This is a genomic window from Streptomyces sp. 5K101, from assembly GCF_046506645.1.
Classification (GTDB): domain Bacteria; phylum Actinomycetota; class Actinomycetes; order Streptomycetales; family Streptomycetaceae; genus Streptomyces.
This window is the reverse complement of record NZ_JBKFFO010000019.1, coordinates 37292-55801: the sequence shown is the minus strand read 5'-3', so window position 1 is coordinate 55801 and position 18510 is coordinate 37292. Positions and strand designations below refer to the sequence as shown.

Sequence of the window (18510 nt, the reverse complement as noted above, 5' to 3'; positions counted from 1 at the left end):
TCGGAACATCGACATGGCAGGGAGGCAGCCCGTGACCAACGACGGGAACGCGACGGAGCCCCGTACCGGGGTCTGGTTCGTCGGAGCACGCGGATCGGTGGCCACCACCGCGGTCGCCGGATGCGCGGCGGTAACCGCCGGACTGCATCCGCCGACCGGCATGGTCACCGAGACCCCGCCGTTCGCCGGCACCGGTCTGCCCGCCCTGCCCTCACTCGTCTTCGGCGGCCACGACACCGCCAACTGCCCGCTGCCCAAGCGGGCCGAGCACCTCACCGAAGCGGGCGTCCTCCCGCACGGCCTCGCGGGTGCCGTCCGCACCGACCTCGCCGCCGCCGACCGGGAGATACGACCCGGCGGCCCGCTCGCCGGGGACACCCGCACCGACGAGGAACTCATCACGGCCTTCGCCGCCGACCTCGTCTCGTTCCGCTCGCGCAACGCACTGACCCGGGTCGTCGTCGTCAACGTGTCCTCCACCGAGCCCCTCCCGGGACCGGACGACGTCCGGCTGCAGCCCAGCTCCCTCTACGCGGCCGCCGCCGTCCGCGCCGGCTGCCCGTACGTGAACTTCACCCCGTCCACCGGGCTGCGCACCGCCGCCCTCACCGACGCCGTCGCGGCCAGTGGACTTCCCCACGCCGGCCGCGACGGCAAGACCGGTCAGACCCTCCTGCGCTCCGTCCTCGCCCCGATGTTCGTCCAGCGCGCCCTGTCCGTACGGGCCTGGTCCGGCACCAACCTGCTGGGCGGCGGAGACGGAGCGGCCCTCGCCGACCCCGCCGCCGCGGCCGCCAAGAACGCCGGCAAGGAACGCGTCCTCGCCGACACCCTCGGCCACAGCCCCCAGGGCGAGGTCCACATCGACGACGTCCCCGAGCTCGGCGACTGGAAGACCGCGTGGGACCACATCGCCTTCGACGGCTTCCTCGGCTCCCGCATGGTCCTGCAGACCATCTGGCAGGGCTGCGACTCGGCACTCGCCGCGCCCCTCGTCCTCGACCTCGCCCGGCTCGTCGCCCGCGCCCACGAGGCAGGCATCTCGGGGCCCCTGCCCGAACTCGGCTTCTACTTCAAGGACCCGGACGGCGGCCCGGCGGGCCTGTCCGAACAGTTCACCGCGCTCCTGTCCTTCGCCGACCGCCTGCGGGAGACCCGGTGATCCGCTCCCTGCTGTCCCGCCTCGCGCCGCCGCCGGGCCGTGCCACATTGGGTGACTGGGCCGAACTGCTGCGGGTCTCCGCCCTGTTCACCGTCCCCGGCGACGCCCTCGCGGGCGCCGCCGCGGCCGGACTGCGCCCCAACCGGGGCACGGCACTCGCCGTGGGCGCCTCCCTGTGCCTGTACGAGGCGGGCATGGCGCTCAACGACTGGGCCGACCACGACGAGGACGCCGTCGACCGCCCGCACCGCCCGATCCCCTCCGGCCGCATCACACCGGGCGCGGCCCTGACGGCGGCCGGCGCCCTCACCGCTGCGGGCCTCGCCCTGGCGTCGCGCGCGGGCCGTCCCGCCCTGGCCGTGGCGACGGCCCTGTCGGCGACGGTCTGGGCGTACGACCTCCACCTCAAGCACACCCCGGCGGCTCCCGCCACGATGGCCACAGCCCGCGCCCTCGACCTCCTCCTGGGCACCACGGCAACGCTGTCCGCGACGCGGGTGCCCGGGACCGGCCGGTTCACGCCCTCGGGAGCGCCCGCCGGCGGGTTGGAGGGTACGCCGTCGGGGGTGTCCGCCCGCGGTGTGCGGCGCGCAGCCGCCGCCGGGGGGCCGGGGGCGGAGCCCCCAGGTTCCCGTCAGGGTTTCGGGAAGGGGTGGGGTGGGGGACTCCCCACGCCGCCCGGAGCGCGCCGCGCTCCCCGCCCGCTCGCGGCGCCCGCCCGCGGTTCGCGGCGCGCAGCTGCCGCCGGGGGGCCGGGGGCGGAGCCCCCCGTGTCCCGTCAGGGTTTGGGGAAGGGGCGGGGTGGGGGACTCTCCACGTCGGCCCGCGCCGCCGCCGCCCTCGCCGCCCACACCTACGCCGTCACCTCCGTCTCCCGCCACGAGGCACACGGCGGCTCAACCCTCGCCCCCGCCACCGCACTCGCCGGCACCACCGCCCTCGCCGCCCTCGCCGCCCGCACCGCGCCACGGCCACCCGGCCGAGCAGCGGCGGCCGCGGTCCAAGCACTGCTCGCCGCCGCGTACCTGCGTACCGCCGGCACCGGCTACCTCCACGCCGCCCTCAACCCCTCCCCGCCCCTCACCCAGCGCGCCGTCGGCGGCGGCATCCGCGCCATGATCCCGCTCCAGGCCGCCCTCGCCGCCCGCTCCGGCGCCCCCCTCACCGGCCTCGCCGTCATGGGGCTCGTGCCGATCGCCCGCAGGCTCGCACGGAAGGTCAGCCCCACATGACCACCCACCCCTCCCCGCTCCGCCTCGGCTACGGCACCAACGGCCTCACCGACCTGCGCCTCGACGACGCCCTCGCCCTGCTCGCCGACCTCGGCTACGACGGTGTCGGGCTGACCCTCGACCACATGCACCTCGACCCGCTCGCTCCCGACCTCGCCGCCCGCACCGCCCGCGTCGCCCGCCGGCTGGGCGCACTCGGCCTGACCTGTGCCGTGGAGACCGGCGCCCGCTACGTCCTCGACCCCCGCCGCAAGCACGGGCCCTCCCTCCTCGACCCCGATCCCGACGCCCGCGCCGCCCGCACCGGGCTGCTCCGCACCGCCGTGGACGTCGCCGGGGACCTCGGCGCCCACGCCGTGCACTGCTTCAGCGGCATCACCCCTCCCGGCACCGACGCCGACACGGCCTGGAAGCGCCTGGAGGACGGGCTCTGGCCCGTACTCGACGCCGCCGCGGCGGCCGGCGTACCCGTGGCGATCGAGCCGGAGCCCGGGCACCTCCTCGCCACCCTCGACGACTTCCACCACCTGCGTACCGCGCTCGGCAACCCGTCGCCCCTCGGCCTCACCCTCGACATCGGTCACTGCCAGTGCCTGGAAACGGTACCGCCCGCCGACTGCATCAGGGCCGCGGCCCCCTGGCTGCGGCACGTCCAGATCGAGGACATGCGCCGCGGCGTCCACGAGCACCTGCCCTTCGGCGACGGCGAGATCGACTTCCCGCCTGTCCTCGACGCCCTCGCCGCCACCGGATACGAGGGCCTCACGGTGGTCGAACTGCCCCGCCACTCCCACGCGGGCCCCGAACTGGCCCGAGCCTCGATCGAGTTCCTCCACGCAGCAGACCCGGCCCGCACCACCGGCACGAAAGGAGCACCGGCATCGTGACGCCCGCACCGGCACCCTCCCGCAAGGAACTCGAGGAGCAGCTCGACACCCCCGCCCGTGCCTGGCTCGGCGACGCGCTCACCGAGGCCGCTGAAGCCGCCGCCTCGCCACCGAACGCCTCCTCCCCCTACGCGACCCACTCCTGGGAACTGCGCTTCGCCGCCGCCGGCCGGCACTGCAGCCAGAAGCACGCCGACGCCGCCCGCATCCTGATCCTCGGCGAGGCCCGCGCCGGCCTGGACACCCTCATCCGCCTCTACCAGCAGGGCAGCGCCGCCGAGCGCCGCGCCGTGCTCCTCGCGCTGCCCGAGCTCGTCCACGGTCCGCAGGCCCTGCCGCTGGTCGACGACGCGCTGCGCACCAACGACACCCGGCTCGTCGCCGCCGCGGTCGGCCCCTACGCCGCGAGCCACCTCGATCCGCACGCCTGGCGGCACGCCGTCCTCAAGTGCCTCTTCACCGGCGTCCCCGTCGACGCCGTGGCGGGTCTGGACACGCGCGCCGCCGGCGACGGCGAACTCGCCCGCATGCTCGCCGACTTCGCCGCCGAGCGCAGCGCCGCGGGCCGCGACGTCCCCGCGGACCTCTCCCGTGTGCTGACCCTGACCGGCGACCGGACCGGCCCCGCGGTCACGGCGCCCGCCCCGTCCCCCGAGCAGCCCGAGGAGGAGTCCTGATGCGCATCTTCGATCCCCACATCCACATGACCTCCCGCACCACCGACGACTACCAGGCGATGTACGCGTCCGGTGTCCGGGCCCTCGTGGAACCGTCGTTCTGGCTCGGCCAGCCGCGCACCTCCCCGGCCAGCTTCTTCGACTACTTCGACGCGCTCCTCGGCTGGGAGCCCTTCCGCGCCGCCCAGTACGGCATCGCGCACCACTGCACCATCGCCCTCAACCCCAAGGAGGCCAACGACCCGCGCTGCGCGCCCGTCCTCGACGCCCTGCCCCGCTATCTCGTCAAGGACGGCGTCGTCGCCGTCGGCGAGATCGGCTACGACTCCATGACACCGGCCGAGGACACCGCGCTGGCCGCCCAGCTCCAGCTGGCCGCCGACCACGGCCTGCCCGCCCTCGTCCACACCCCGCACCGGGACAAGCTGGCCGGACTCCACCGCACCGTCGACGTCGTCCGCGAGTCGGAGCTCCCGACCGAGCGCGTCCTGCTCGACCACCTCAACGAGACGACCGTCAAGCACGCGATCGACAGCGGCTGCTGGCTCGGCTTCTCCATCTATCCCGACACCAAGATGGACGAGGACCGCATGGTCACGATCCTGAAGACGTACGGAACGGAGAAGGTGCTCGTCAACTCGGCCGCCGACTGGGGCAGGAGCGACCCGCTCAAGACCCGCAAGGTCGCCGACGCGATGCTCGCCGCGGGCTTCACCGAGGACGACGTCGACCAGGTCCTGTGGCGCAACCCGGTCGCCTTCTACGGCCTCAGCGGCCGTCTCCAGCTCGACGTGCCCGCCCCCGAAGCACTCCACGAGGGCAATTCGATCCTCCGCGGCGGGGAATGAGGGGAGGAGCCCCGGATGCGCTTCCGCCACCCCGACGGGTCCACCGTCCACCTCTCGTACTGCACCAACGTCCACCCCGCCGAGACCCTCGACGGAGTCCTCGCCCAGCTGCGGGACCACAGCGAACCCGTCCGCAGACGCCTCGGCAGGGACCGGCTCGGCATCGGGCTGTGGCTCGCCAGGGACGCGGCCCACACGCTGATCAACGACCCCGCCGCCCTGCGCGGCCTGCGCCTGGAACTCGACCGGCGCGGACTGGAGGTCGTCACCCTCAACGGCTTCCCCTACGAGGGCTTCGGCGCCGACGAGGTCAAGTACCGCGTGTACAAGCCCGACTGGGCCGACCCCGAACGCCTCGCCCACACCACCGACCTCGCCCGCCTCCTCGCCGCCCTGCTGCCCGACGACGTCACCGAAGGCACCGTCTCCACCCTGCCGCTCGCCTGGCGTACCGCCTTCGACGAGCGGTCGGCCCGCATGGCCCGCACGGCCCTGACGACGCTCGCCGAGCGGCTGGACGCCCTGGAGGAACTGACCGGCAGGTCCATCCGGATCGCCCTCGAACCCGAGCCCGGCTGCACCGTGGAGACCACCGCCGACGCCATCGGCCCGCTCACCGACATCGGTGCCGGCCACCGCATCGGCATCTGCGTCGACACGTGCCATCTCGCCACCTCCTTCGAGGACCCGCAGACCGCGCTGGCCCAACTCGCCGCGGCCGGCATCACGATCCCCAAGGCCCAGCTGTCCGCCGCCCTGCACGCCGAACACCCCCACCTGCCGGACGTGCGCGAGGCCCTCGCCGCCTTCGCCGAGCCGCGCTTCCTGCACCAGACCCGCACCCGGACCGCCGCCGGGCTCCGCGGCACCGACGACCTCGCCGAGGCCGTCGGCGGTGGCGCCCTCCCCGACGGCGCCCCCTGGCGCGCCCACTTCCACGTCCCCCTGCACGCGCCGCCCGCACCGCCGCTCACCTCCACCCTGCCCGTGCTCCAGGACACCCTGACCCGGCTCGTCGGCGGCCCCGCACCCCGCACCCGTCACCTGGAGGTCGAGACCTACACCTGGCAGGCCCTCCCGCCCGAGCTGCGGCCCCGCAACCGCACCCAGCTCGCCGACGGCATCGCCGCCGAACTCACCCTGGCCCGCGACCTGCTGACCGACCTCGGCCTCAAGGAACTGCCATGAACGACACCCGACTCCCCACCCCCCTGCTCGTCCTGGACGTCGTCGGTCTCACACCCGAGCTCCTCGACCACATGCCCCAGCTCAAGGCGATGGCAGCAGCGGGCTCCCAGGCCGCCCTGAGCACCGTGCTGCCCGCCGTCACCTGCGCCGCCCAGTCCACCTTCCTCACCGGCACCCTCCCCTCCGAACACGGCATCGTCGGCAACGGCTGGTACTTCCGCGAGCTCGGCGACGTCCTGCTGTGGCGCCAGCACAACGGCCTCGTCTCCGGCGACAAGATCTGGGACGCCGCCCGCCGCGCCCACCCCGGCTACACCGTCGCCAACATCTGCTGGTGGTACGCCATGGGCGCCGACACCGACATCACCGTCACCCCGCGTCCGGTCTACTACGCCGACGGCCGCAAGGAGCCCGACTGCTACACCCGGCCGCCCGCCCTCCACGACGAACTCACCGAGAAGTTCGGCACCTTCCCCCTCTTCCGCTTCTGGGGGCCGGGCGCGGACATCGTCTCCAGCCAGTGGATCGTCGACGTCACCCGCCACATCATGCGCACCCGCCACCCCGACCTGACGCTGTGCTACCTGCCACACCTCGACTACGACCTCCAGCGCTACGGGCCCGACGACCCGCGCTCCCACCGGGCCGCCGCCGACCTCGACACCGTCATCGGCCCCCTCCTCAAGGACGCGCGGCAGGAGGGCCGCACCGTCGTCGCCCTGTCCGAGTACGGCATCACCCGCGTCAGCCGCCCCGTCGACATCAACCGCGCCCTGCGCCGTGCCGGGCTCCTCGAGGTCCACACCCAGGACGGCATGGAGTACCTCGACCCGATGACGTCACGGGCCTTCGCCGTCGCCGACCACCAGCTCGCCCATGTGTACGTGCGTCGCCCCGAGGACCTCGACGTCACGCGCGAGGCCCTGACGGACCTGCCCGGCATCGACGAGATCCTCGGCGACGAGGGCAAGAAGGCCCACGGTCTCGACCACCCCCGCTCGGGGGAGCTCGTCGCCGTCGCCGATCCCGACGCCTGGTTCACGTACTACTACTGGCTCGACGACGCCCGCGCCCCCGACTTCGCGCAACTCGTCGAGATCCACCGCAAACCCGGCTACGACCCCGTCGAGCTGTTCATGGACCCCGAGGACCCCTACGTACGGCTCAAGGCCGCCACCGCCGTGGCCCGCAAGAAGCTCGGCATGCGCTACCGCCTCGCGGTCGTGCCCCTCGACCCCTCACCCGTGCGCGGCAGCCATGGCCGGCTCCCCGCGAGCGACGAGCAAGGTCCGCTCATCCTGTGCTCCACCCCCCGCGCCGTGGCCGGCCGCACCGCGGCCACCGATGTGAAGTCCCTGCTGCTCCGTCTCGCCGGGGTCGACCGCCAGGGCCCTGCCGCGCGTGCAGAGCGACCCGCGTGAAGTGTTCAATCGAATGAGAGAGGCCATCACCGTGACCGCGTATCCCGAAGAGACCGCCACCGACGACCGCCTGCGCCGCGCCCTCGGTGTCAGCCGCCGACGGTTCCTCAGCACCTGCACCGCCGCCGCAGCCGCGGCGATCGCGGCCCCCGTCGTCGGCGCCGCACCCGCCCTTGCCCAGGACACCGGGGACGACAGAGACGGCGACCACGGCCGTTCCGCCCTGATCCCGCCCCACAAGCGCGGCATCATCCTCTACACCGTCCGCGACGCGACGGGCCGCGACCCCCAGCTCACCGACCTGCCGTCCGGGTTCCGCGAGGTCTTCCAGCAGCTGTCCCGTTACGGCTACCGCCAGGTGGAGTTCGCCGGCTACCGCCAGCACCCGAACGCCCCGGGCGGCGCGAACCTGGAGACCGCGGCGGGCGCCCGACTGCTGCGCTCCTGGCTGGACGAGTACGGGCTGCGGGCACAGGGCAACCACGGCTTCATCCCCAGCTCATGGCCCCTCACCCCCACCGATCTCGACACCTTCAAGCGCCATTTGGAGATCGCCAACATCCTGGGCATGCCCCACATGGGCACCGGCGGCGACCCCACCGGCAGCTCCTACCGGGCGGACTGGGACGTCGCCGCCGACAAGTGGAACGCGCTGGGTGAGATCGCCCGCCGCGAGGGCGTCAAGCTCTACACCCACAACCACGACTCCGCGTACGGCTTCCTGCTCGACGGCGGTCCGCTCGACGCCCTGGGCCGCCCGACCCGCAGCTCCGGTATCCGCAAGCTGGAGTACTTCCTGGAGGTGACCGACCCGCGGCTCGTCTGGCTGGAGATGGACATCTACTGGGCGCACGTCGCCCAGTACAAGTTCCACACCTACACCGCCCACGACGGGTCGACGCGGGAGCAGGTCTTCGACCCGGCGGGCCTGGTGGCGCGACACAACCCCCGCTACCCGCTGTTCCACGCCAAGGACGGCACGGTCAACACCCAGAACGGCCAGGGCTACGACATGGTGACGTTCGGCGAGGGCGACATCGACTACCGCACGTTCTTCCGGCGCGTGGGCGCGAAGAACTACCACAACCCGATGATCGAGCACGACGGCGCGCCCAGCGCCACGAATCCGGGACAGTCCCTGGAGGTCGCGCGGATCAGCTACGACAACCTCGCGGCGCTGCGCGCCCAGCGCTGACGCGGACCGGCCCGTCCGGTGAACAGGGGGCTCCGGACGGGCCGTTCGGGAACACGCGCACGAAAACACGCTACCGACCGGTAGTAAGAACGTCGCCTGCCGTCCATCATTAAGCGCGAGCATGTCAACCCGTTCGCCCGATCACGGCCGAACGGGCTCCCTGAGCTCCTCCACACCCAGGAGAACCCCCCATGCATGCACGCACTTGGACGGTCCGCGTCACCGCGACCGCCGCCACCCTCAGCTTCGTCGCGGCCCTCCCCGTCGCATCGGCCGAGGCCGACACGACGGCGGCGACAGCCACGGCGAGAACGCAGAGCGTCGACTACGACACCTGGCTGCGCGACGTCGCCGCCGTCGTCGCCGAGGCCCGCCCGTACATCGAGCAGCGCACGGACGACGCGTCCGGCGAGAAGCAGGCGATCGTCCTCGACATCGACAACACCTCGCTGGAGACGCACTTCCACCCGTTCTGGGAGCTGCCCACCCCGGCCATCGCCACGATGCGCGACCTCGCCCGCTACGCCGACTCCCGCGGTGTGGCCGTCTTCTTCGTCACCGCGCGCCCCGGCATCATCCACTCCCTCACCGACTGGAACCTCAAGAAGACCGGCTACCCGGTCGACGGCCTGTACGTGCGCGACCTGCCCGACCTGTTCGAGGAGGTCAGCGCCTACAAGACCGAGAAGCGCGCCGAGATCGAGGCCAAGGGCTACACGATCATCGCCAACATCGGCAACAACACCACCGACCTGGTCGGCGGCCACGCGGAGCGGACGTTCAAACTGCCGGACTACGACGGCCAGTTGTCGTAACCCTGGCCGTACGGCCGGCCGTTCACGTCACCCGTACACCCCGAAGGCTCAACCAATGCCCTGGCGGTCGGGCTCCAGCGCGAACGCGCGCTCGGCCGCCTCGGGCAGGGCGGCGCGCACGGCCGGCACCAGCAGCGCGCGATGCCGCTCCAGCGGCTCGCGCCGCGCCTCGGGCACGAGCGGCCGCAGGTCGTCGAGCCCGGCCACCAGCCGCCGGGTCCGCTGCACGCCCACCGTCACGGCTGACCGCAGGATGCGCCCCGACGGCAGACCGCCCCGCCCGCCGTGCACGGCGAGCACGGGTGTCCCCGGCACGACGAAGTCCTCGATGCGGGGGACCAGTCGCAGGACCACCCCCTTGCGCCGCGCGGCCCGCACGAGCCGGGCGACATGGACGTCCCGCAGGGTCCCGGCCCGCCCTGGTGCCCGATCGCGCCTCCTCTGCGGGCAGCCGCCCGGCGAAACGTAGCCGTACGCTGCGCGTCTGTGCGGACACATGCCGTCATGTCGCGGTGTCGGGCCCTTGGGCACCCCCTGACCACGGGTTATGTGGGTGAAGGGCACCTCGAACCCCTGGTATTGTTGTCCATGTCGCCGCGGGAGACCGGGGCCGACCACCGGTCCGGGTGGCGGAATGGCAGACGCGCTAGCTTGAGGTGCTAGTGCCCTTTATCGGGCGTGGGGGTTCAAGTCCCCCCTCGGACACCAGCAGAGACCCCAGTTGATCTGGGGTTTTTCTTTTTTCGCCGCGCGGCTGCTGCGATGCCGGTACGACCCTCGGTGACGAACCGGAGCGCACCGCTGCTTGGCGGTCTCGTTCGCGGGGTCTCCCGTCCCCTCCCGCTCGGTGGGACCCTTTTTCGAAGCTGCACCCCGCGTACCCAGGCGTTGTCATGCGCGATTCATCACCGAGGAGTGGCGTGCCGGTGCAGCCCGTCGAACCCTTGAGGCAGCAACGAACCGCATCGCAGGGAGCCGCCGTGATCGCGACCGTGACCGCCGTCCCGACCCGAAGAGCCCGTCTCCTGCTCGTCCTCGCCGTACTGCTGGCCACCCTCACGCCGACCGCCCCGGCGCTGGCCGTCCCGCCCACGGCGCCGGCGGCGGCCACCGTCGCCGGGGAGCGGGAAGCCGACGCCTCCCGTGGCCCGGCGCCGCACGGCGCCGAGGTCGTCGCGGTCACCTCGGTCGCGGACCGGCAGATCGACCTGTCGGTACGGTCGCAGGCCCTGGGCGGCCGGACGGTCAAGGTCCGCCTGCTCACTCCCGACGGCTGGGACCCGAGCGACCGGCGCCGGCACTGGCCGACCTTCTGGCTGCTGCACGGCTGCTGCGGCGACTACACCTCGTGGACGCGCCTGACCGACGTCGCCGAGACCGACAGTCTGCGCAACGTCCTCGTGGTGATGCCGGAAGCCGGCTGGAACGGCTGGTACAGCGACTGGTGGAACCACGGCCAGGGTGGCGACCCCGCGTGGGAGACCTTCCACACCGTGGAACTGCGCCGGCTCCTGGAGCGCCACTGGGGTGCCGGCAGCCACCGCGTCGTGGCCGGACTGTCGATGGGAGGCCAGGGCGCCCTGCAGTACGCGGCCCGGCACCCCGGAATGTTCAAGGCGGCTGCCGCGTACTCCGGTTCGGCGCATCCGCTGCTGAACGACGAGTCGGTCGACCGCATTATGGGTTTCTTCGCCGGTCAGGGCAACGACCCGCTGCGGGTCTGGGGCGACCCGGTCGCCCAGCGCCGCATCTGGCAGGCCCACGACCCGTTCCACCTTGCCAAGCGGCTCACGTCGGTGCCCGTGTACCTGTCGTGCGGCGACGGCGCGACCGGCCCCCTGGACCCGCCGGGCCGCACGAGCGCCCTGGAGGCCGACTTCAACCGGCAGAACCACGCCCTCGCCGCCGAGCTGGAACGCGTGGGCGCGAAACACGTGACCACCCACTTCTACGGGCCGGGCACTCATGGCTGGGCGTACTGGGAGCGCGAGCTGCACGCCTCACTGCCGGTGCTGCTCGGCGCTCTGCGCGCCGACGGCTGAACCCGGCCCGGGACCGGGACGGCTACCGCACGCGTCGGTAGCCCATCCCGTATGCTAGGTAGACCTACCTACCTAGTTTGGATTGTGATGGGCGAGACAGGCGTGAGTGCGACAGCCGGCGGAAGGCGGCGTCCGGCCCGCCGGCGGCTGCTGGAGGCGGCGGCCCGGCGTTTCTACGCCGACGGTGTGGCGGCGACCGGCATCGACACGATCACCGCCGAGGCCGGCGTGGCGAAGATGAGCCTCTACAACAACTTCTCCTCCAAGGCCGATCTGGTCCGGGCCTACCTGGACGCCCGGCACGAGGAGTGGCTCGACCTCTACCGCGCACGACTGGAACAGGCCGAGGGGCCGCGTGGAGGAGTGCTGGCGGTCTTCGATGCCTACGCCGACCACGCGGCGTTCGCCTACGCCCACGGGTTCCGTGGCTGCGGCCTGCTCAACGCCGCCGCCGAACTCCCGTCCGGCCACGAGGGCCGAGCCGTGGTGCGCGCTCACAAGGAGGAGGTCGAGCGGCTGATCGCCGGCCACCTGGAGGAGCTGCTGCCCGACCGCCCCGACGAGGTGCGCACGATGGCGGAGCACCTGGCCTTCCTCCTGGAGGGCGCGATGGCCCGCGCGGGGCTGGAGGGTGACGGCGATCGTCTCCAGCACGCCCGCTCGCTGGCCGCGACCCTGCTGGACCGGCTGTGAAGGGGCTCGACCGCGGCCGTTCCGCCGGATGGGGGGCGCTGTGCGTGCTGGCCGCCTCGGTGCTCTGGGGTACGACAGGGACGGCCGCCACGTTCGCCCCGGAGGTGGGCCCGCTCGCCATCGGCGCCGTCGCCATGGGCCTGGGCGGACTCCTCCAGGCCCTCGTCGCCGCCCCGCAGCTCGCCCGCCACGCTCGCCGCCTGCGCGACCGGCGCGGCACGGTGCTGCTCGGGGCGGCGTCGGTGGCGGTGTATCCCCTCGCGTTCTACAGCTCCATGCACCTGGCCGGCGTCGCTGTGGGCACCGTGGTGTCGCTCGGCACCGCCCCTCTGGCCTCGGCGGTGATCGAACGCGTCATGGACGGCCGCCGGCTCACACGCCGCTGGATGCTCGCGGCCGGCCTCGGCCTGCTCGGCACGGTCCTGCTGTGCGTGGCGGAAGCCGCCCATGCCTCGGACGGCGCGGGCCAGTTGGCCGTGGCCGACACGCTGCTGGGCGTCGGCCTGGGACTCGTCGCGGCCGGGACGTACGCCCTCTACTCCTGGGCCGCGCACCGGTTGATCACCCATGAGGTTCCCTCACGTGCGGCGATGGGCGCCGTCTTCGGGCTCGGAGGTCTGCTCCTCGCCCCCGTTCTGCTGGTGACCGGCGCTCCGCTCGTGGACTCCCCGTCCAACGCGGCCGTCGGCATCTACATGGCGCTGGTCCCGATGTTCGCCGGCTACGTCCTGTTCGGCTGGGGACTCGCGCACGTACCCGCCAGCACGGCCACCACCCTGTCCCTGCTCGAACCGGCCGTCGCGGCCGTCCTCGCCGTCCTGGTCGTCGGCGAACGCCTCCCCGCCGCCGGGTGGGCCGGTATCGCGCTCGTCGTCATGTGCCTCGCCGTGCTGACCACGCCGACCGGCGCTGGTGGCAGCCGGAGCCGACGCCGCCTCCTGCACACTGCCGCGGCGGACCATGCCGGCGATGCGGGGCGGGAGGGCATGGCGCACCCAGGCGGCACGCCCGCTCCAGCGCAGGCGTACACGGCGGAGGGTTGATCGGCTGGGCGGCGGGCAGGCCACCGGCCGGGCCCGGGGTGGTTCTAGTGTGCTCGCATGATCCTTCAGGGAATGGGCGGGCCGTGGCGCACCCGGTTGGCCGCTGCCGCAGCGGTGGTTGTGATGGTCGGGGCGGGGCTCGGGGTCAGGGCGCTGGCGCACGGGAGCGTCGCCACGTACGCGGGGGACGCGCTCTACACGGTCCTCGTTCTTGCGCTGGTCGTGTGCCTGGCGCCCCGGACGCGGCCCGCGGTGGCAGCGGGGGTGGCGCTGGCGTTCAGCTGGGCGGTCGAAGCCCTGCAACTCACCGATGTCCCCGCCGAGTTGTCCCGGCACAGCGCCGTCGCCCGCCTCGTCCTCGGCTCCACCTTCAACGCGCCCGACCTCGTCTGGTACGCCGTGGGCGCGGCCCTGGGCTGGTGTGTCCACGGCTCGCTCGTCAGGCGGTCGGGCGGTACGGCGGCCCCGGCCGCGGCTCGCTCCTGAACCTCCACGGCTCGCTCGTGAGGCGGTCGGGCGGTACGGCCGCTCCGTCCGCCGCCCGCGCGTGACGGCGCTCGGGAGGCACCCGGCCCGCCCGCTCGCCTGAGCGCCCGCATCACGATCTGATCTCGCTCTCCGACCGGGCTCTTGCATTCCGGCCATGTAATCGATTCCATTCAGTCTTGTAATCGTTTCCATGGCTCGATACGGCCTGGACGAAGGCTCACGGAACCACAAGGAGGTGGTCCGGACATGGCCGGCATCAAGGATGTCGCCGCCGCGGCGGGGCTGTCCGTCGCCACCGTCTCGCGCGCCCTGAACAACCACCCGTCCGTCAGCGCCGAGGCCCGCGCCCGCGTCCTCGCCGCCGTCGACGCCCTCGGCTACCGGCCCAACGCCGTGGCCCGGTCGCTGCGCACCGACCAGACCCGCACCCTCGGGCTCGTCATCAGCGACGTCCTCAACCCGTACTTCACCGAGCTCGCCCGCTTCGTCGAGGAAGAGGCCCGCGCCCTCGGCTACAGCGTCATCATCGGCAACGCCGACGAGCGCCCCGAGCTCCAGGACCACCACGTCCGCACCCTGCTCGACCGGCGCATCGACGGCCTGCTCGTGTCGCCCGCCGACGGACGCTCCCCGCTCACCCTCGACGCCGCCCACGGCAGCACGCCCATGGTCTTCCTCGACCGCTGGCTCCCGGGCGTCGACGTCCCCGTCGTCCGCGCCGACGGCCGCGCCGCGATCCGCGACCTGGTCGCCCATCTGCACGGCCTCGGCCACCGTCGGCTCGCCATCATCGCCGGCCCGGCGGCCACCACCACCGGCCGCGAACGCGTCGAGGCGTTCCGCGAGGCACTGGGCGAACACGGGCTCCCGCTCCCCGACGACCTCATCGGCCAGGGCGACTTCCAGGCCGCGAGCGGCCGCCGCGCCACCGAGCGCTTCCTCGACCTGCCCGAACGCCCCGATGTCGTCTTCGCCGCCGACAACCTCATGGCACTCGGCGCCCTCGACGCCATCCGCGCCCGCGGCCTCGGCGTCCCCCGGGACATCGGCCTCGCCGCGTTCGACGACATCCCGTGGTTCGTGCACACCGACCCGCCGATCACGGCCATCGCGCAACCGACCGCCGAGCTCGCCCGGGCCGCCGTCCGGGCCCTGAGCGCCCTGATCGAGGGCCGTACGCCCGAGTCGGTCACCCTCCCCGCCCGCCTCGTCGTACGCCGCTCCTGCGGCGAAACCCCCTCGACCGACCCGAACCAGAGGAGCACCGTGTGAGCAGCCCCGACGCGTTGCTGCGCATCGAAGGCATACGCAAGACGTTCCCCGGAGTCGTCGCGCTCGACGCCGTCGACTTCGACCTGCGCCGCGGCGAGGTGCACGTCCTGCTCGGCGAGAACGGCGCCGGCAAGAGCACCCTCATCAAGATGCTCTCCGGTGCCTACCGCCCCGACGCCGGCCGCATCGTCGCCGACGGGCGCGAGGTCCGCATCCACGGCGCCCAGGACGCCGAACGGCTCGGCATCGCCACCATCTACCAGGAGTTCAACCTGGTGCCCGACCTGACGGTCGCCGAGAACATCTTCCTCGGCCGCCAGCCGCGGCGCTTCGGGATGATCGACCGCAGGAGGATGGAGGCCGACGCCGAAGAGCTGCTCCGGCGCGTGGGCGTCGACGTCTCGCCGCGGGCGCGCGTACGCGAACTGGGCATCGCGCGGCTCCAGATGGTCGAGATCGCCAAGGCCCTCAGCCTCGACGCCCGCGTCCTGATCATGGACGAGCCGACCGCGGTCCTCACCTCCGAGGAGATCGACAGGCTGTTCACGATCGTGCGGCAGCTGCGCGACGAGGGCGTGGGCATCGTCTTCATCACCCACCACCTGGAAGAGATCGCCGCGCTCGGCGACCGCGTCACCGTCCTGCGTGACGGCCGGTCCGTGGGCCAGGTGCCCGCCTCCACACCGGAGGACGAGCTCGTACGGCTCATGGTCGGACGCAGCATCGAGCAGCAGTATCCGCGTGAACGGCCCGAGACCGGGCAGCCGTTGCTGTCCGTCCGCGACCTGACCCGGGACGGCGTCTTCCACGACGTCAGCTTCGAGGTGCGGGCGGGCGAGGTCGTCGGCCTCGCCGGGCTCGTCGGTGCCGGCCGCACCGAGGTCGCCCGCGCCGTCTTCGGCGCCGACCCGTACGACGCCGGAACCGTCGACGTCCTCGGCACCACCCTGCCCGCCCGGGACGTGAACGCAGCGATGGGCGCGGGCATCGGCCTCGTCCCCGAGGACCGCAAGGGCCAGGGCCTCGTCCTCGACGCCTCCGTACAGGAGAACCTGGGCCTGGTCACCCTGCGCGCGGCCACCCGCGGCGGCCTCGTCGACCTCAAGGCGCAGCGCACCGCCGCCGCGAGGATCGCCGAGCAGCTCGGCGTCCGCATGGCGGGCCTCGGCCAGCACGTGCGCACCCTCTCCGGCGGCAACCAGCAGAAGGTCGTCATCGGCAAGTGGCTGCTCGCCGACACCAGGGTGCTGATCCTCGACGAGCCCACCCGGGGCATCGACGTCGGCGCCAAGGTCGAGATCTACCAGCTCATCAACGAACTCACCGCCTCCGGCCACGCCGTCCTCATGATCTCCAGCGACCTGCCCGAGGTCCTCGGCATGAGCGACCGCGTCCTGGTCATGGCGCAGGGCCGGATCGCCGGCGAACTCCCCGCCGACGAGGCGACCCAGGACGCCGTGATGACCCTCGCCGTCTCGGCCCCCACGACGAACACCGCAGTGAAGGAAGAGGAGGGCCCCCGTGGCCACTGACACGCTGAAGCACGACACGGGCGCGGGCGGCGCCTGGCCCGTCCGCCGCATACTCCTCGACAACGGCGCGCTGACCGCCCTCGTGGCCCTGGTCGTCGCCATGTCGCTGCTCTCCGGCGACTTCCTGACCACGCAGAACCTCTTCAACGTCGGTGTCCAGGCCGCCGTCACCGCGATCCTCGCCTTCGGCGTCACCTTCGTCATCGTCTCTGCCGGCATCGACCTGTCCGTCGGCTCCGTCGCCGCGCTCTCGGCGACCGTGCTCGCCTGGACGGCCACCTCCGAAGGCGTCCCCGTCTGGCTCGCGGTCGTCCTCGCCGTCGCCACCGGTCTGGCCTGCGGATTCGTCAACGGCGCCCTCGTCTCGTACGGCAAACTGCCGCCGTTCATCGCGACGCTGGCCATGCTGTCGATCGGCCGCGGCCTGTCCCTCGTCATCTCGCAGGGCAGCCCCATCGCCTTCCCCGACTCCGTCTCCGTCCTCGGCGACACCCTCGGCGGCTGGCTCCCCGTCCCCGTCCTCGTGATGGTCGCCATGGGCCTCGTCACGGCGCTGATCCTGACCCGCACCTACATCGGCCGCTCGATGTACGCGATCGGCGGCAACGAGGAAGCGGCCCGCCTGTCCGGCCTGCGCGTCCAGCGCCAGAAGCTCGTCATCTACGCCCTGTCCGGCCTCTTCGCCGCCGTCGCCGGCATCGTCCTCGCCTCCCGGCTGGTCTCCGCCCAGCCGCAGGCCGCCCAGGGCTACGAACTCGATGCGATCGCCGCCGTCGTCATCGGCGGCGCGAGCCTCGCGGGCGGCGTCGGCAAGGCGTCCGGCACCCTGATCGGCGCGCTGATCCTCGCCGTCCTGCGCAACGGCCTCAACCTGCTCTCGGTGTCCGCCTTCTGGCAGCAGGTCGTCATCGGCGTCGTCATCGCCCTCGCCGTCCTGCTCGACACCGTCCGCCGCCGCGCCGGCGCCACGCCCGTCGCCGCCGGGGCCTCCGGCGGCGGCGGGAAGCGCGGTGCGATCCAGCTCGCCGTCGCGGCGGTCTGCGTCGCCGCCGTCGTCGGCGCCGTGTCGGTCCTCAACCCGGGCTCCTCCTCGACCACCACCAAGGTGGGCATGTCGCTGTCGACCCTCAACAACCCCTTCTTTGTGCAGATGCGGGAAGGTGCCGAGGCGGAGGCGAAGGCCGCCGGGATCGACCTCACAGTCACCGACGCGCAGAACGACGCCTCCCAGCAGGCCAACCAGCTGCAGAACTTCACCAGTTCCGGCGTGACGTCCGTCATCGTCAACCCGGTCGACTCGGACGCCATCGGCCCCGCCGTACGCGGTGCCAACAAGGCGGACATCCCGGTGATCGCCGCCGACCGCGGCGTCAACGAGGCCGAGACCGCGGCACTCGTCGCCTCGGACAACGTGGCCGGCGGCAGGCTCGCCGCGAAGACCCTGGCCGAACGCCTCGGCGGCAAGGGCCGCATCGTGATCCTCCAGGGCACGGCCGGCACCTCCGCCAGCCGCGAGCGCGGCGCCGGCTTCGCCGAGGGCATCAAGGCGTACCCGGGCATCCAGGTCGTCGCCAAGCAGCCCGCGGACTTCGACCGCACCAAGGGCCTCGACGTCATGACCAACCTGCTCCAGGCCAACCCCGGCGTCACCGGCGTCTTCGCCGAGAACGACGAGATGGCCCTCGGCGCGGTCAAGGCGCTCGGCAGCAGGGCGGGCAAGGACGTGGCCGTCGTCGGCTTCGACGGAACCCCCGACGGGCTCAAGGCGGTCGAGGCGGGCACGCTGTACGCGTCGATCGCCCAGCAGCCCGCCGAGCTCGGGAGGATCGCCGTGCGGAACGCCGTCCGGGCGGCGCAGGGCAAGGACGTCGAGCAGATGGTGAAGGTGCCCGTGAAGGTCGTGACGCAGAAGAACGTGGCCGACTTCTCGTGACGCACGACAGCCAGAAGCGCGTGACGCGGGACAACGGCGGCACGTCGCCCGTGACGCACGAGAGCGACAGCGGAACAGGCA

The 18510-nt window shown here is 72.9% G+C and carries 16 protein-coding genes, 1 tRNA gene and 1 pseudogene; 17 read left to right on the top strand and 1 reads right to left on the bottom strand.

What is annotated here, in order from left to right; all coding sequences use genetic code 11:
• The first annotated feature begins 13 nt into the window (after positions 1–13).
• The 9 genes from ACLB9X_RS28480 (at position 14) to ACLB9X_RS28440 (ending at position 9425) form a co-directional block, all read left to right on the top strand.
• On the top strand, positions 14–1162 hold the full coding sequence (locus ACLB9X_RS28480; RefSeq protein ID WP_410363279.1) for an inositol-3-phosphate synthase: 1149 nt from the start codon (positions 14–16) through the stop codon (positions 1160–1162).
• Positions 1159–2394 carry a UbiA family prenyltransferase gene (locus tag ACLB9X_RS28475; protein WP_410363278.1) on the top strand — a complete coding sequence of 412 codons (1236 nt, stop codon included), beginning with the start codon at positions 1159–1161 and terminating at the stop codon, positions 2392–2394. The genes ACLB9X_RS28480 and ACLB9X_RS28475 overlap by 4 nt, the downstream gene beginning before the upstream one ends.
• Complete coding sequence (locus ACLB9X_RS28470; protein WP_410363277.1) at positions 2391–3281, top strand: sugar phosphate isomerase/epimerase family protein; 891 nt, start codon at positions 2391–2393, stop codon at positions 3279–3281. The genes ACLB9X_RS28475 and ACLB9X_RS28470 overlap by 4 nt, the downstream gene beginning before the upstream one ends.
• Entirely contained in the window at positions 3278–3958 is a 681-nt protein-coding gene (locus tag ACLB9X_RS28465) for an EboA domain-containing protein (RefSeq protein ID WP_410363276.1), read from the top strand. Before ACLB9X_RS28470 ends, ACLB9X_RS28465 begins: the two co-directional genes overlap by 4 nt.
• Positions 3958–4806, top strand: coding sequence for a TatD family hydrolase (locus tag ACLB9X_RS28460; RefSeq protein WP_410363275.1), 849 nt, complete (start codon positions 3958–3960; stop codon positions 4804–4806). The genes ACLB9X_RS28465 and ACLB9X_RS28460 overlap by 1 nt, the downstream gene beginning before the upstream one ends.
• A gap of 15 nt (positions 4807–4821) precedes the next feature.
• The gene (gene eboE, locus ACLB9X_RS28455) at positions 4822–5994 is read left to right on the top strand and encodes a metabolite traffic protein EboE (RefSeq protein WP_410363274.1); all 1173 of its coding nucleotides are present in this window, start codon (positions 4822–4824) and stop codon (positions 5992–5994) included.
• The gene (locus ACLB9X_RS28450; RefSeq protein ID WP_410363273.1) at positions 5991–7415 is read left to right on the top strand and encodes an alkaline phosphatase family protein; all 1425 of its coding nucleotides are present in this window, start codon (positions 5991–5993) and stop codon (positions 7413–7415) included. Before eboE ends, ACLB9X_RS28450 begins: the two co-directional genes overlap by 4 nt.
• A gap of 13 nt (positions 7416–7428) precedes the next feature.
• Entirely contained in the window at positions 7429–8610 is a 1182-nt protein-coding gene (locus ACLB9X_RS28445) for a sugar phosphate isomerase/epimerase family protein (protein WP_410363272.1), read from the top strand.
• Positions 8611–8801: 191 nt separating this feature from the next.
• Positions 8802–9425 carry an HAD family acid phosphatase gene (locus ACLB9X_RS28440; RefSeq protein ID WP_410363271.1) on the top strand — a complete coding sequence of 208 codons (624 nt, stop codon included), beginning with the start codon at positions 8802–8804 and terminating at the stop codon, positions 9423–9425.
• Between the two features lie 48 nt (positions 9426–9473).
• On the opposite strand, the pseudogene ACLB9X_RS28435 reads toward ACLB9X_RS28440, so the two are convergent.
• Positions 9474–9884 (bottom strand): annotated as a pseudogene (locus ACLB9X_RS28435) (DUF2254 family protein); the annotation flags it as partial.
• A 161-nt stretch (positions 9885–10045) separates the two neighbouring features.
• Between ACLB9X_RS28435 and ACLB9X_RS28430 the strand changes: the two are divergent.
• The 8 genes from ACLB9X_RS28430 (at position 10046) to ACLB9X_RS28395 (ending at position 18429) form a co-directional block, all read left to right on the top strand.
• Positions 10046–10133 (top strand) — tRNA-Leu (locus ACLB9X_RS28430).
• A gap of 284 nt (positions 10134–10417) precedes the next feature.
• Positions 10418–11467: an alpha/beta hydrolase gene (locus ACLB9X_RS28425; RefSeq protein WP_410363318.1), complete on the top strand. Its 1050-nt coding sequence runs from the start codon at positions 10418–10420 to the stop codon at positions 11465–11467.
• An 87-nt stretch (positions 11468–11554) separates the two neighbouring features.
• Positions 11555–12160, top strand: coding sequence for a TetR/AcrR family transcriptional regulator (locus ACLB9X_RS28420; protein ID WP_410363270.1), 606 nt, complete (start codon positions 11555–11557; stop codon positions 12158–12160).
• Complete coding sequence (locus tag ACLB9X_RS28415; RefSeq protein WP_410363269.1) at positions 12157–13203, top strand: DMT family transporter; 1047 nt, start codon at positions 12157–12159, stop codon at positions 13201–13203. Before ACLB9X_RS28420 ends, ACLB9X_RS28415 begins: the two co-directional genes overlap by 4 nt.
• Positions 13204–13260: 57 nt before the next feature.
• The gene (locus tag ACLB9X_RS28410) at positions 13261–13689 is read left to right on the top strand and encodes a DUF2809 domain-containing protein (protein ID WP_410363268.1); all 429 of its coding nucleotides are present in this window, start codon (positions 13261–13263) and stop codon (positions 13687–13689) included.
• A 249-nt stretch (positions 13690–13938) separates the two neighbouring features.
• Complete coding sequence (locus ACLB9X_RS28405) at positions 13939–14964, top strand: LacI family DNA-binding transcriptional regulator (protein ID WP_410363267.1); 1026 nt, start codon at positions 13939–13941, stop codon at positions 14962–14964.
• Positions 14961–16496, top strand: coding sequence for a sugar ABC transporter ATP-binding protein (locus ACLB9X_RS28400; protein WP_410363266.1), 1536 nt, complete (start codon positions 14961–14963; stop codon positions 16494–16496). The genes ACLB9X_RS28405 and ACLB9X_RS28400 overlap by 4 nt, the downstream gene beginning before the upstream one ends.
• On the top strand, positions 16486–18429 hold the full coding sequence (locus tag ACLB9X_RS28395; RefSeq protein ID WP_410363265.1) for a substrate-binding domain-containing protein: 1944 nt from the start codon (positions 16486–16488) through the stop codon (positions 18427–18429). Before ACLB9X_RS28400 ends, ACLB9X_RS28395 begins: the two co-directional genes overlap by 11 nt.
• The last annotated feature ends 81 nt before the right edge of the window (positions 18430–18510 follow it).

Bases quoted from the DNA above. Each gene is read 5' to 3' on its own strand.
- ACLB9X_RS28480 (WP_410363279.1), top strand. From the start codon at position 14: ATGGCAGGGAGGCAGCCCGTGACCAACGACGGGAACGCGACGGAGCCC.
- ACLB9X_RS28470 (WP_410363277.1), top strand. From the start codon at position 2,391: ATGACCACCCACCCCTCCCCGCTCCGCCTCGGCTACGGCACCAACGGC.
- ACLB9X_RS28460 (WP_410363275.1), top strand. From the start codon at position 3,958: ATGCGCATCTTCGATCCCCACATCCACATGACCTCCCGCACCACCGAC.
- eboE (WP_410363274.1), top strand. From the start codon at position 4,822: ATGCGCTTCCGCCACCCCGACGGGTCCACCGTCCACCTCTCGTACTGC.
- ACLB9X_RS28450 (WP_410363273.1), top strand. From the start codon at position 5,991: ATGAACGACACCCGACTCCCCACCCCCCTGCTCGTCCTGGACGTCGTC.
- ACLB9X_RS28445 (WP_410363272.1), top strand. From the start codon at position 7,429: ATGAGAGAGGCCATCACCGTGACCGCGTATCCCGAAGAGACCGCCACC.
- ACLB9X_RS28440 (WP_410363271.1), top strand. From the start codon at position 8,802: ATGCATGCACGCACTTGGACGGTCCGCGTCACCGCGACCGCCGCCACC.
- ACLB9X_RS28420 (WP_410363270.1), top strand. From the start codon at position 11,555: ATGGGCGAGACAGGCGTGAGTGCGACAGCCGGCGGAAGGCGGCGTCCG.
- ACLB9X_RS28410 (WP_410363268.1), top strand. From the start codon at position 13,261: ATGATCCTTCAGGGAATGGGCGGGCCGTGGCGCACCCGGTTGGCCGCT.
- ACLB9X_RS28405 (WP_410363267.1), top strand. From the start codon at position 13,939: ATGGCCGGCATCAAGGATGTCGCCGCCGCGGCGGGGCTGTCCGTCGCC.